The 14,370-nt window shown below is 36.4% G+C and carries 12 protein-coding genes; 5 read left to right on the forward strand and 7 right to left on the reverse strand.

Features of this window, described 5'->3' with window-relative positions:
* The first annotated feature begins 138 nt into the window (after positions 1 to 138).
* The 3 genes from CLV62_RS11110 (at position 139) to hemH (ending at position 3,285) form a co-directional block, all read left to right on the forward strand.
* Complete coding sequence (locus CLV62_RS11110) at positions 139 to 591, forward strand: YhcH/YjgK/YiaL family protein (RefSeq protein ID WP_110310859.1); 453 nt, start codon at positions 139 to 141, stop codon at positions 589 to 591.
* 204 nt (positions 592 to 795) lie between these two features.
* A complete protein-coding gene (locus CLV62_RS11115; RefSeq protein WP_110310860.1) occupies positions 796 to 1,773 on the forward strand; it encodes a type I phosphomannose isomerase catalytic subunit in 978 nt (325 codons plus the stop codon).
* A gap of 543 nt (positions 1,774 to 2,316) precedes the next feature.
* Positions 2,317 to 3,285: a ferrochelatase gene (gene hemH / locus CLV62_RS11120; protein ID WP_110310861.1), complete on the forward strand. Its 969-nt coding sequence runs from the start codon at positions 2,317 to 2,319 to the stop codon at positions 3,283 to 3,285.
* Positions 3,286 to 3,383: 98 nt separating this feature from the next.
* On the opposite strand, the gene CLV62_RS11125 is transcribed toward hemH, so the two are convergent.
* The 7 genes from CLV62_RS11125 to CLV62_RS11155 form a co-directional block, all read right to left on the reverse strand.
* Positions 3,384 to 3,908 (reverse strand): gliding motility lipoprotein GldH, encoded by a 525-nt coding sequence (locus CLV62_RS11125; RefSeq protein WP_245904077.1) that lies wholly within the window; start codon positions 3,906 to 3,908, stop codon positions 3,384 to 3,386.
* Positions 3,856 to 5,442, reverse strand: a complete 1,587-nt coding sequence (locus tag CLV62_RS11130; protein WP_110310863.1) for a PSP1 domain-containing protein — start codon at positions 5,440 to 5,442, stop codon at positions 3,856 to 3,858. The genes CLV62_RS11125 and CLV62_RS11130 overlap by 53 nt, the downstream gene beginning before the upstream one ends.
* A 139-nt stretch (positions 5,443 to 5,581) precedes the next feature.
* A complete protein-coding gene (locus tag CLV62_RS11135) occupies positions 5,582 to 6,700 on the reverse strand; it encodes a DNA polymerase III subunit (RefSeq protein ID WP_110310864.1) in 1,119 nt (372 codons plus the stop codon).
* An 80-nt stretch (positions 6,701 to 6,780) separates the two neighbouring features.
* Complete coding sequence (locus tag CLV62_RS11140; protein ID WP_110310865.1) at positions 6,781 to 7,731, reverse strand: methylenetetrahydrofolate reductase; 951 nt, start codon at positions 7,729 to 7,731, stop codon at positions 6,781 to 6,783.
* Positions 7,732 to 7,836: 105 nt separating this feature from the next.
* Complete coding sequence (gene rseP / locus CLV62_RS11145) at positions 7,837 to 9,174, reverse strand: RIP metalloprotease RseP (RefSeq protein ID WP_110310866.1); 1,338 nt, start codon at positions 9,172 to 9,174, stop codon at positions 7,837 to 7,839.
* A 110-nt stretch (positions 9,175 to 9,284) separates the two neighbouring features.
* Positions 9,285 to 10,433 (reverse strand): 1-deoxy-D-xylulose-5-phosphate reductoisomerase, encoded by a 1,149-nt coding sequence (locus CLV62_RS11150; protein WP_110310867.1) that lies wholly within the window; start codon positions 10,431 to 10,433, stop codon positions 9,285 to 9,287.
* A 7-nt stretch (positions 10,434 to 10,440) separates the two neighbouring features.
* Complete coding sequence (locus tag CLV62_RS11155) at positions 10,441 to 11,307, reverse strand: murein hydrolase activator EnvC family protein (protein WP_110310868.1); 867 nt, start codon at positions 11,305 to 11,307, stop codon at positions 10,441 to 10,443.
* Positions 11,308 to 11,667: 360 nt separating this feature from the next.
* Here CLV62_RS11155 and spt point away from each other — a divergent pair, with 360 nt between their 5' ends.
* On the forward strand, positions 11,668 to 12,879 hold the full coding sequence (gene spt, locus CLV62_RS11160) for a serine palmitoyltransferase (RefSeq protein ID WP_110310924.1): 1,212 nt from the start codon (positions 11,668 to 11,670) through the stop codon (positions 12,877 to 12,879).
* Positions 12,880 to 12,990: 111 nt separating this feature from the next.
* Positions 12,991 to 14,304 carry a T9SS type B sorting domain-containing protein gene (locus CLV62_RS11165; protein WP_110310869.1) on the forward strand — a complete coding sequence of 438 codons (1,314 nt, stop codon included), beginning with the start codon at positions 12,991 to 12,993 and terminating at the stop codon, positions 14,302 to 14,304.
* Positions 14,305 to 14,370: the final 66 nt, after the last annotated feature.

A 14,370-nucleotide genomic window follows, 5' to 3' on the forward strand; every position in this document is an offset into this window, starting at 1 on the left:
TTCCCTTTTTGAATAAATATCCTAAAGAATGTTTAACGGAGTTCATTAGAACAACAATAAATACTTTACTATACCTATTCGTATTCCATTCTTGCAATAAATTGTTACTTTTGTGTATAATCTTAAATAAAAAACATCATGATAATAGACAGTATTGAAAAAATTTCAAACTATGAAAGCCTGAATCCTTTTTTCACTAAAGCGATTGAGTTTATCAAATCTTTGGATATGAAAAACCTTGAACTGGGGAAAGTTGAAATTGACGGAAAGAACATATTTGCAATCATCAGCGAAAGCAATCTGAAAACTCCGGAACAGGCAAGATTAGAGGTGCATAATAATTATTTGGATATCCAGATACCCGTTTCTAAGACTGAAGGCTTTGGATGGATTGAAAGAGCAAGTTTGAAAAAAGAGGCTGCTCCTTTTGACACTACCAAAGACATTCAATTCTTTGAGGATAAGCCTACTGTTAAATTTGATTTGATGCCGGGTAACTTTGTTATCTTTTTTCCGCAGGATGGACATGCTCCATGCATCGGTGAAGGCTCGGTTATTAAGATTGTTATCAAAGTAAAAATGGAATCATAAGGTCGCAAACCTTTTTATTGCTTTAGCAGGTACAAGAAAATAAAGACTGTTATAATTATAAAATGTCAAGTCGCAGACCTATTTGTTGTCTAACCAAATATAACAAAGACTGTGAGTTATGGCTTTGAGATAGGACATTAAATACTTTCTTTTACTAAAAAACAATATTTCACATTGCTTATTAATCAAATTTATATAACAATCATGAATTTATATCCACTGAAATTCAGTCCTATACTAAAGCCGATCATTTGGGGAGGGTCTGATATTTGTAAATTTAAAGGTATATCACCCCAGCAAGACGGAATAGGTGAAAGTTGGGAAATATCGGGCGTTGAAAACAATATCTCTGTTGTTGATAACGGAGATCTTAGAGGTCTTAACCTGCAAAACCTGATTGCCCAATACAAAGAAAGCCTCGTCGGAAAGCATGTATTCGAGAAATTCGGAGCAACATTTCCTCTTTTAATCAAATTTATTGATGCCAGAGATAATCTATCTATACAAGTACATCCTGATGACGAATTAGGAATGAAGAGACATAATTCATTCGGTAAGACCGAGATGTGGTATGTTATTAATGCAGCACCGGGAGCTTTCCTTTATTCAGGATTTGCAAAACCTCTTAGCCCGGACGAATATGTAAAAAGTATTGAAGACAATACTTTCGTTGACTACTTAGCTAAGCACGATGTAAAAAAAGGGGATTCTTTCTTCCTTCCCGCAGGACGTGTACACGCTATCGGAGCAGGTACATTCATTGCAGAGATTCAACAAACTTCTAATATTACTTATCGTATCTACGACTACAACCGCAAAGATGCAAATGGCAATGGCAGAGAGTTACACACTGAGTTAGCTAAGGATGCAATTGATTTTAAATTGTATGATAACTACCAAATAGATTATTCACACAAGCCCAATGATACTGTGCAATTGGAATCGTGTCAATATTTCACTACAAACTTATTAGAATTAGATAAGCCTTGCAAGCAAAACCATATTGATAAAGATTCTTTCGTTATCTATATCTGCATGGATGGTAGTTGCGAGATCAAAGATTCGAATAACAATGCTATAGAACTGAAACAAGGCGAGACTTTATTAGTACCTGCTGCTAATACAAAAAGTATTACAATAACTCCTGATAGTTATGTTCAACTATTGGAAACTTATGTATAAACGGATATAATCAGAGCTTTGAGAATCCATAAATAATAGGGATAGAGTAACAAACTCTATCCCTATTATTTTATGATATATAAAGATAGAACTACTCCTATTTAATACTTATTTAGCTTTATAAACAATCTCTAAAAGAGAAAATCTCAAAAGAGCAAATAACTGTATTTAAAGTAAAATAAAAACGAGAAAACTCAATAAGAAAAAGAAGTATCCCGCACGAATAGAATACACAATCATCTAATATAAAACTACATATACAGACACAATAATATAAAATATTCTGAAACCCTAAGATAGTCTATCAAAATAGAATACATTAGAGATCTATTCTAATATCGAATAACAATCAGATAATATAGATAAAGCCAATTATATAAAACCCTCCATTTATACAATAAGAATTACATCGAAAACAGACTTAATTCTAGTCTTTGAGTTCATTCTATAAAAATGAAAGTATGGGGAATGGCAATAATCAATAATTTGTTGTATTTTTATACTTATTCCTTTTAAACATATATTTAATTGCAATAAGATCAAATGAGAGGCATTCTTATCATCAATACAGGAAGTCCCAAAACCAAAAGCAGAGAAGATGTAAAATTCTTTATTGGGGCTATGTTATCCGACCCATTGGTAATGACAGTACCGGATTGGCTCAGGACAACACTGGCAACTAAAATTATAGCACCGTTAAGAGCCTCTAATTCCGCCTCACATTATTCTCTTATTTGGGATGACAAACATACCCAATCTCCCCTGTTATATAATACACAGCAATTGGCTACAAAAATAGAGGAAGCTACCAACATGCCGGTAGAAATTGCTATGCGCTACGGCTTACCATCTATTCCCGAAGCATTAAGTAAACTCAAAGCTAAATGCGCCACTTTACACGAAGTAGTGGTTGTTCCTCTTTTTCCACAATACGCACAGTCATCTTACAAAACAGTGGTGGAAGCTATTGGAAATCAATTCTATAAAAAACCATATTCTTTTAGGTTGAAAATAGTAGAGCCATATTATGATGACCCCAACTATATACATGCTCTGGCAGAAAGCCTGAGACCTCATATAGCAAAAGGGTATGACAGATTGGTTTTTAGCTTTCACAGCCTACCATTGACACATGTAGAAATAGGTTGGAAAAAAGGGAAGGACTTTGATTATGTATATCAGATCAAAGAGACTGTAAGGTTAGTCAGTAAAGAATTAGATATTGACCCTAAAAAGAATAGAATTGTCTATTCTTCGGCAATCGGGCGTAAATGGCTGAAACCTGATTTGAATGAGACCATGCAACAACTACCTATTGATGGCAGTAAAAGGGTCATAGCTATTACTCCGGGATTTCCGGCTGATAATTTAGAGACTCTTTACGATATAGGCATTGTTGCCAGAGATAATTTCATGAAGGCAGGAGGCGAAGAATTTACCTTTGTTCCGTGTTTAAACTTTGAGCAATATTGGGTTGAAGGTCTTATCAAAATAATAACGAATAAGGTATAAGGTTACAGAACTATTTATTGCTTTGATAAACACAACAGCAAAAGATAGTTATAAATCTGAAATACGAGATTAAATCTTTTCCGTTACTTAAGCAATAATCAACGTTGAGCACTTTCAATTTTAACACCTATTTTATCAATACCAAATAAAGGCTCATCACGCATTCCATGTACAATCTTCAACTGATAATTACGTTTCTCAGGAAAAATCACGTCTTTTTTATACAACAGAGGCAATTGGTACAAAGACCCAAAACCTGAGCCATGCCATTTACCTAGTTTATCAGCCAATTCATACTGTTTTTCCTCCAGTATAAAGACACTATCCTCAAAATTATCTAAAGCATATAACCAGATATTCTGATAGGGATAGTCTGAATTGTTTACCAATTCTATCGTGACATCGTAAGGAGTATTAAGAATAACAGACGTTGAATCTATATCAAAATAGAGTGTATCCAATCTACTCCAACTAGCATCCTTCAGTTCGCTAAAACGATAATATGTCTCTCGTTTTTCACACGAGAGACATACAAATCCTATTATTAATATACTTAGTATGTATATAAATTTATACTTCATTCTGAGGCGAATTGTCATTTCGGTTGTTATTCCGATTTTCATTATTACGAGGTCGATTTTTAAATCTGTTATTATTATTTCGACTCTTGTTTCGCTGTTGATTAGGGGTAGACTCTCTGTTATCAGGATTAACAACCGCCACATCTTTAGGCTCTCGTTCTGTTGCTTGAGCAGTTTCTGCCTGAGGACGTCCGCCACCTTTTACAACTTTCTTCTTCCTGTTTTTGTTATTGGCATTACCATCAAAACGATTTATATTATCCTCCAATATATCCATGGCTCCGGCTTTCTCCTGAACTTCAACATTCTCGATGTCTATTCTCACAGGTTTATTTCCGTTTCTATTCATCTTTATCACCTCATATACACGGTCTTTATTAACCGTTACTAAGTTGGCGGCAAAATGTTTATCGGTAGAATAAGTCATCATACCCGAAAGTATATCTGTCTTAAAGTGGAAGAATGCCCCGTCTTTCGTATCCAGTACAATCTCACGGGAAGGAAGTTTTTTCTGAGCTTCCACGTAAGTATCAACTTCATAATTAAGGCAACATTTCAATTTACCACATTGTCCTGCAAGCTTTTGAGGATTTAAAGATATATCCTGAAAACGAGCAGCTGATGTTGATACCGAAACGAAGTTAGACATAGAGCTTGAACAGCATAATTCTCTACCACAAGGACCGATCCCTCCTACTCTTCCAGCTTCCTGACGAGCTCCGATTTGCTTCATCTCAATTTTCACTCGGAATTGTTCCGCATAAACCTTGATTAATTGACGAAAATCGACACGCTCATCTGCAATATAATAGAATATAGCTTTGTTTCCATCACCTTGGTATTCTACGTCGCTGATCTTCATGTTCAGGCTCAGACTTTCGGCTAGCTCACGTGCTCTAAGCATAGTTTTATGCTCTAATGCTTTTGCCTCATTGTATTTTTCAATATCCAAAGGCTTAGCAATCCGGTAGATTCGTTTCTGTTCACCTTGTTGTCCTCTATAATTACTCTTCTTCATTTGTAGAAGAACAAGTTTTCCGGTCAAAGTAACTTCGCCAATATCATGTCCGGGAGTGGCCTCTACAGCTACAACATCACCTTTATACAAATCAAGATTATTACTATTCAAATAATAACCTTTACGTGTATTTTTAAATTGAACCTCTACCATTTGAGTCTCGAGTTGCGACTCGGGCATGTCGTAAAGCCAATCAAAAACCTCCAGTTTATGAGTTCCTTTACTACTACCGCAACATCCGCCACCCGAAGAACAACCGCCTGACGAGCATCCGCCACCTCCTGATGAACAACAACTGCCACCTGATGATACAACAGGAGCAGAAGAAGGCTCACCTGAAGAGCCGGTTGCCGCTGCAGCCTCTGCTTCAGCCTTTTTCAAAGCTCCTCCACAGGCTCCCCCGGGATTTTTACCGCAACCACAGGCTTTCACCTTAAGACCGTTTACAATAACCGTTTGTTTCTTTTTTCCACATGTACAACCGACAGGTGTTTTACAAGTACCTAAGCAATCGTTTACCGGCTTGCTTGGTTTATCGGGATTAAAATAGAATTCCATAATGTTTTTTGAATAAAACAAAGCCCCTTTTCCGACTTTGTGGGTTTATATAAGCAAAAGTAAGTATTTAATGCAACATCTCTAATTATAACTATCAGTTGTACTTATACCTGCCAAAGCAATAAATAGGTCTGCGACCTTATCTTTTTAAAAGCATGGTTATTTTCAGACATAAGTCGAAAAAAACCATCTTTGCGTTTACATTCTGCTCAATATGTCGTTCGGCTAACGCCAATTCAGCAGTAAAATCTATTATATTTTTTTCGTTGATAAAGGGTGCAAAACGAGTTCCAAAACGGCTCTCGTCTTGATTCAGATATATCATTTCGGCATGTCTGAGATTACTTACGAAGTATTCCCGTATCATTCGCTGACAATATACTAAAAAATTCTTTTGCCTTTCTCTTCCAACCGTTGCTATTTCATTAGCAATCGTTTTGATATCTTTGATACTACGAGCATAAGAAGCCCGCATCATCTGCACAAAAAGATTGAAGAAAAACTTATGCTCTTCATCCAAACTAATTGTTTCGATAGCTTTCAGATAGCTTCCGTTAGCAATATGAGCTACCGAAGCAGCATCCTCTGCTGTTATATTATAATCTGACTCCAGAGCTTGCATAATAGCACTTTCAGTGATATTATGTATGTTGACACGCTGACATCTAGACTGTATTGTTGTTATTATCTGATCAGGAGTGTTAGATACTAATATGAAAACTGTTTTATCGTAAGGTTCCTCTATTATTTTCAACAATTTATTGGCACAAGCCTCATGCATCTTTTCAGGTAGCCAGATAATCATCGTTTTATACTTTGCCTCATAGATTTTGAGGCTTAGTTTACGTATAATCTCTTCGCTTTCTTTTGCATAAATCATACCCTGAGCATTTTCAGCTCCGACATGCGCCAGCCATTGACTCAAACTGAAATAATGATGCTCTCCGACAAAAGTCCTCCACTCATTGATATAATCATCGCAAACCTCTTTTTTATCCTTCTTTATTACAGGAAAAACAAAATGAAGATCGGGATGTGCCAGTTTCTTGTATTTAAGACAAGAACTGCATTTTCCGCAAGAGTCGTCGTCGTGAGGGTCAAGGCAGTTCAGATATTGGGCATAAGAGATCGCAAGAGATAATTTACCTATCCCTTCGGGTCCGCAAAAGAGTCGGGCGTGAGGTATAATACCTTTTTTCACCGAACTTATCAATTGTTCTTTTACGTCTTCCTGCCCTATTATATCTTTAAAAAACACTATTCTTTATCTTCTTTTTAAGAACTGTTAAGTAGTTACTAGTTACAAGGCACCACAAAACAACCGTTGATTAATAACTGTCAATATACCTCTTTGGCTATACGGCGTACACTTTCGGTAGCCATTAATGCATAAAAGTGGATGCTGGGTACTCCATATTGAATCAACTCTTTACATTGCTTAATCCCCCACTCTACACCAACGTCCTTAGCTTCTGCATCCGAGTGACATTTTCTCAATTCGGCAGCTAGTTCTTCGGGAATATCAGACCTGAATGTTTTAGGCAAAAGAGTCAGGTGATTAATTTTATAAATCGGTTTCACTCCCGGAATGATCGGTATAGTAATACCTTCGGCACGACAGCGTTCTACAAATGAAAAATATTTACTGTTATCAAAAAACATTTGAGTCACAAAATATTCTGCACCTTGTGCCTGCTTCATTTTCAGATAATAGATATCCGACTCTAAGTTAGGAGCTTCTTCATGCTTTTCGGGATAACAAGCCATTCCATAAGAAAAAGGTGTTTCAAAACGCTCAAAGCTACCACCATCTGCGGTTATACCTTCGTTGAAATGGTTAACTTGCACTTGCAAGTCTGTAGCATATTGATTCATATTACCTGCCAGTTGATCCGATTCCAGTTTATGAGCATCACCTCTCAATAAGAGAAGGTTATGAATTCCCAAGAAATTTAAATCGATCAAAGCATATTCTGTTTCCTCCTTACTGAAACCTTTACAGATCATGTGAGGGACAGCAGTGATATTATATTTGTTCTGTATAGAAGCTGCAATAGCTACAGTACCCGGGCGTTTTCTCACATTCACTTTAGTTACCGTACCATCGGGTAGCTCCTTGTATATATTCTCGCTATGATGCGTGGTAATATTTATATACTTAGGATCAAATTCAATAAGCTTATCTATTATATTGTACGCTTTCTGAATGCTATTACCTTTCAAAGGGGGTAATATTTCAAACGAGAAAGCGGTTTTTCCATTATTTTGAATTAAATCTGTGACCTTCATTATCCGTATTTACTTTTTAAGTAATGTAAATATTTAATGTTATAGTTTTAAATTATAACTAACTATAATTATTTTGCTTGCCAAAAGAATAAAAGGCCTGAGACCTTATTTGAATATCGCCTTAAAGATATCGTTTCCGTTTGCATAAATAAGCAAAGCAAAAATGAATACCATACCTGCAATCTGAGCATACTCCTGAAACTTTTCATTTGGTTTTCGACGAGTAATCATCTCATAAAGTAGGAACATGACGTGTCCGCCATCCAACATCGGTATTGGTAAAATATTCATCACAGCAAGAATCACAGATAAAAATGCTGTCATAAACCAAAAAGCCTGCCAATCCCATGTAGCCGGAAACATGCCGCCTATACCTCCAAATCCGCTTAAGTTAGATAAACCCTCTTTTGTAAATACGAATCTGAATTGTGCGATATATCCCTGCAATGTTTCTTTTGCCAGATTTACTCCTGCCGGAAATGATGCAAAAAAGCTAATTTTATCATGTTTCAGCTCGCAAATAGAAGTCAAAGGAACCGCTGTAAAACCTAAAACACCTAAACTATCTACACGTGCTGTTGTCTGATACAATGAATCTCCTCTATAATAACTGATTTTTACATCAGAATTAAGATTCTCACTAATATTTTTTCTTATACCTGAAAAAGATGCTACCGATTTATCATTTACAGAGACAATACTATCCCCTTTCATTAAACCGCTTTTTTGAGCTGCACTTCCAACCATAACACTATCTACAACAGGAGGAATCTTCATCTCATAAGCCATCTTCTTAGAAGATATCATCTTATCGGCAAAATCATCAGCCATAGCTATTGTTTCGAGCTTTCCGTTACGTTCAATAATAATCTCCTTGGCATTTGCAAATTTCATCAGAGTATTTATATCCAATGTTTTATCCATATGGTATTTCAACTCTTTACCATCTGCACTTATGATTTTATCTCCATCTTGGAAACCTGCATCTTTTGCAACCTGACTGAACTCCATCCCATGAGCCACATCTTTAAAAGAGATATAAGAATCTCCCCATGTGAAAAGAATCATAGCATATATAAATATCGCCAAAATAACATTGAACAATACACCGCCAATCATTACCAAAAGGCGTTGCCATGTCGGTTTCGATCTAAACTCCCAAGGTTGTTCGGGCTGTTTCATTTGCTCTTTATCCATCGATTCATCGATCATTCCGGCAATCTTCACATACCCACCCAGAGGTAACCAACCGATACCATATTCTGTATCGCTATTTTTAGGTTTAAACTTGAATAAAGAAAAACCTATATCAAAAAAGAGGTAAAACTTTTCGACCTTTATTTTAAATACCCGGGCAAAAAAGAAATGTCCGAATTCATGGACAATAACCAATATTGATAAACTTAGAATTAATTGTAATGCTTTTATGAAAAATGTTTCCATTAGTCTGTTTTAGATAATAAATAATTAAGACCGTCGATCTCTTTAAGTAAAATAAAGTATTTAATGATATACTTTTGGTTTATGATTTGTTTGTGCCTTACGCTTAGTTATTAGCTAAGAAAAGCGGCAGCCACTTTCCGGGCTTCCGTATTCGACAATACATAATCGTCATACGTTGGCTTTTGAATGAATGAAGCCTTGTGCATCGTTTTCTCAATAATATCGCTCATCTCGAGAAAACCTATTTTTTCTTTCAAGAAAGCCTCTACTACAATTTCATTCGCAGCATTCAATATACATGGCATATTTCCACCCTTATTAGCAGCTTCAAAAGCAAAAGCCAGATTTCGGAAACGATCCATATCAGGCTCTTCGAATGTCATAGTACCAAGTTTGAATATATCCAGCCGTTCGAAATTAGATTTCAAACGATTCGGATAGGCAAACGCATACTGAATGGGCAAACGCATATCGGGTAATCCCATCTGAGCTATGATAGAAGAATCTTCAAACTGTACCATCGAATGGATTATCGACTGAGGGTGTACAACCACCTCTACTTGGCTGGGAACAAGCCCAAATAACCATTTGGCTTCGATCATTTCAAAGCCTTTGTTCATCAAGGTAGCCGAATCAATCGTAATTTTAGCCCCCATATCCCAATTTGGATGCTTCAAAGCCTGATGTTTAGTTACTTTTTCCAACTCGTTTTTACTGAGTTTTCGAAAAGGACCTCCCGACGCTGTTAGCAGTATTTTTTCAATCGGGCTATTTTCTCCATTTAAACATTGAAAGATAGCTGAATGTTCCGAATCGACAGGCAATATAGGCACCTTATTTTCTAAAGCCAGTTCGGTGATCAGTTCACCTGCAACCACCAGAGTTTCTTTGTTAGCCAATGCGATGAGCTTTTTAGCTTTTATTGCGCTGATTGTCGGTGCTAATCCTGCATAACCAACCATAGCAGTCAGAACAATATCTATAGGTTCGCTTTGAACGACCTGAACTATAGAATCCATCCCTGCCCAAACCTTAATCGGCAGATCAGCCAACGCATCTTTCAATGCCTGATATCTATCTTCATTAGCAATCACAACAACCTCAGGTTGAAATTCGCGGGCTTGTTTTACCAACAAATCCAAACTATTATTTGCAGTGATAGCATACACCTCAAATTTATCGGGATGTTCTCTGACTACATCTAATGCCTGTGTTCCTATTGATCCTGTTGATCCTAATATAGCGAGTTTACGTTTCATCTATTTTTTAGAATGATATATATAATTCGGGATTGATAGGGTTACCCTTATACCAAAGCTCAAATTGTAATGTTTTCTTTTCAGAACTGTCCTTTCCGCTGCCTACCATACCGATAGCTTCTCCTGTTCTGACTTTATCTCCCGTTTTCTTCAAGACCATAGAAACACCTTTATAAACAGAGATAAATCCGTTTTTATGCTGAAGTTGCAACATATATCCATTATCTGCATATCCGGCAAAAACAACGGATCCTTCGAGAGTTGCCACTACACTTTCTCCCGCTGTCACAATCTGCACACCGTAATTACGGGAAGGCAGATTAAACTTTCCTGCAATTATGCCCTTGACAGGACGAAAGAAAGTCACCCCTTCGGTAGGAGTAGCATCGGAAGTGGAGATTGTTGATAAGTTATACTTCTCTGCCTCTTCGTATTCCGAACGATATTTTTTCTCACGGTCGGTACTCTGCAGAGATTTATCTGTTTCCGAGATGGTAACTGTATCCACTTTATTCTCTGAATCCGGCTGAACCTTTCCTGCAAAGATATCTTTTATATTATCCAGATATGCCAACTGATAACTTTGCTGGCGTTCTAAAGAATCAACCTGTATTGCAGCACGAATAGCCTGTTCCCTGATTTCAGAATCAAGATAGCCCGGTAAATAGTTACGAATAGGAGTCGTTATGATAATAACAGAGGCAAGAACCATCAAGATAAAAAAAGACGTCACATACAACATAATACCATGAAACATAGAAACACGAAGTTTCCACACTTCTTCAAGTGTATTTTCATTTAATATAGACAAACGGTACTTGAAATGTAACCGTTTCCAAAAACTATGTCGATTCTTATCTTTTCTTTTTGCCATTAAATTATTTCACTCCCTAGTAATTGATGCTTCTGACACGCAAAGGATACATCCTTTTTCATAATAAGGCATCTATTATCCGAGAAACCTACAAAGCACTTACGCACCTATTCATTATCTCCAATATAATCAAGAATGCAAATTTAATAAAAGAAACACAGATTGTGGCGTTGCATTTTAGTATTTCATTAAAGAAAATTAAATTAGATCATTTTAATTCGTTTAAGAGTGCATTCTGTAAAATATTTCCACCAAAATCGTTTCTTTAATTTTTTTTAGCTATTTTTGCAGCCTGCTTTTTTTGAGAAGAAAAGCTTTCAAAAAGTAGTTATAATTAATATTCCTATTTATTATAAAGTTATGAGCCTATTAAGTGATAAGCTATATCGATATGATGCTGCAAGAAAAGCTCGTGCAGCAGGTATATATCCTTATTTCAGAGAAATTCAAAGCGACCAGGACACGGAGGTCATCATCAATGGTAGAAAAGTCTTAATGTTTGGCTCAAACGCCTATCTGGGATTGACTAATCACCCTAAAGTAATAGAAGCCTCTATTGCAGCAACTCGCAAGTACGGAACAGGTATGGCAGGTTCACGTTTTCTAAACGGAACACTCGACATACATGTTGAGTTAGAGAAGAAATTAGCTGCATTTGTCGGCAAAGAAGATGCTTTGGTATATTCAACAGGATTCAATGTAAATCAAGGCGTAGTCGGTTGTATAACAGGTCGTGAAGATTACATCATTTGGGATGAATTGGATCACGCTTCTATTATCGAAGGAAACAGAGCTTCACTATCTACAAAGTTGAAATTTCGCCACAACGATATGGATTCTTTGGAGAAACAACTCCAAAAATGTGAACCCGATAAAGTGAAACTTATTGTAGTTGACGGAGTATTCAGTATGGAAGGTGACATAACCAATCTACCCAAGATAGTTGAATTGTCTAAAAAATACAATGGAAACATAATGATCGATGAAGCTCATGGATTAGGTGTTTTCGGTCGTAATTTTAATGGCAAAGGGGTTCATGACTATTTTGGACTGACTGACAGTATGGATCTTATCATGAGTACTTTCAGTAAATCATTAGCATCTATCGGAGGTTTTATTGCAGCAGAAGAAGCTATTATCGATTATTTACGTCACAATTCACGTCCTTATATATTCAGCGCAAGCTCAACGCCGGGAGCCACAGCAGCAGCAAGCGCAGCTCTTGATATTTTAATCAATGAGCCTGATCGTGTAGAAAGATTGTGGAATATTACAAACTATGCGTTAGAAGGATTCCGCCAGCTAGGTTGTGAGATCGGACATACCAGCAGCCCCATTATACCGTTGTATATACGTGATAATGAAAAAACATTCATTATAACCCGTACTCTATTTGAAGAAGGTATATTTGTAAATCCGGTAGTATCTCCGGCTGTTGCTCCTAAAGACACACTTATACGGTTCTCGCTAATGGCTACCCATACAAAAGAACAAGTGGATTATGCTTTAGATAAAATCGGAACCATTTTCAAACAAATGGGTGTACTTGCAAATAACATGGAAAAAGCTTAAAAATAGAGCTTACTACATAATAATACAGAACCCTCTTTCGTTTAAGAATAGAGGGTTTTTTGTTGAATAAAGTCTCAAAAGCTACTATCTTAGCAAAAAATTCCGTATAGAATGAAATATCTTCTGGCTAATCTCTTATTATTATTCGCTATAACCTCATCTGCACAATATATTGTCTCAGGGGGGACAGCGCCTCCATATGAATATACAGATGGATTAGGAGGTACAGGTATAGAAAAAATTTATCTCTTAAATACATTTTCAGGAGCAAGTATAAGTTATACATCGGATGCAGCCGTTGTACGTTTCTATAAGTACACACATTCTATTGACGATAAGGTATTGATTCCTTACTCTGAGATATCTACCAGTAATAGCGGAAATAAGACAACCTATACCATTACTAATCTGCAGGATTCAAGAGGATATTTTGCCGAAATAAATGGTAAGGCCAATCCTGTAATATGGATTATAGATTACAGTCAACATTTACCGGTACTGAACTCCATAGAGCCGGACAGATCTGCAGAAATAGAAGATCAATGCACCTCTTTAAAATTACTAATCGAAAAATCAGACGATCTGCATTATTATACCACTACCGGAGGAAAATACTCAATAATAAGAAAATATGTTATTGAATACCCTGATCTGGATAGATCTAATAAAGAATTCACTCCTATGGTAGAAGAGATAGGCCCCATAGACTTCGGCACATATAGAACAATTGATCCTCCTCTAACTGATACTAAGTTTAAAATAAGCGGAGATCAATTTGCTAAACACTTCGGATTAAATATATATAAAGAGAGTACAGCTTATATTGCCATTGCCACTAAGGCCTTTATTGTAGCAGAACAAGTTTCAGCAACTGCACCTTCCGGAATAACCACTGAATTAGGCGGTTCGGCTCCTGCTGAAATAAATTTCTTTGGTTATGCTAATGAGCCTACAGCGCATTTTTATACGTGGTTTATTTATAATACCTCCGATTTACAGAACCCGATAGTACGTTATACGGATAGAAATATTCGCTATACATTCAACGAATCGGGGAATTACAAGGTTGTTTTGGAGTCCGTTAGCAGAGGCTCTTCATGTTTAACCAGTACAAGTGTGGAATTTTCAATTTCGACGTCTTCACTCGAAATACCACCCAATTATTTCTCTCCGGATGCAAATAGCGAAACAGCTAAAGTATTCAGGATAGGGGAATATAAATCTTTAATCAAGTTTAAATGTTCGATCTTCAACCGATGGGGAAACAAAATATATGAATGGACAGACCCTTCGAAAGGATGGGATGGAAAATATAAAGGCAAGTATGTAAATACAGGTGTATACTTCTGGGTTATAGACGCACTGGGGTCTGACAACGAACGCTATCAAAAAGCAGGTGATGTAAATGTGATTCGCAAAAAGTAAGGATGAATTTTTAAATTTCATCCTTTGTATATAAAGCCTCTGTATAATTCTTTCAAAGTAAAGAAA

This window comes from Indolivaga alginatilytica (assembly GCF_003201355.1).
Taxonomy (GTDB): Bacteria; Bacteroidota; Bacteroidia; order Bacteroidales; family Dysgonomonadaceae; genus Dysgonomonas_A; species Dysgonomonas_A alginatilytica.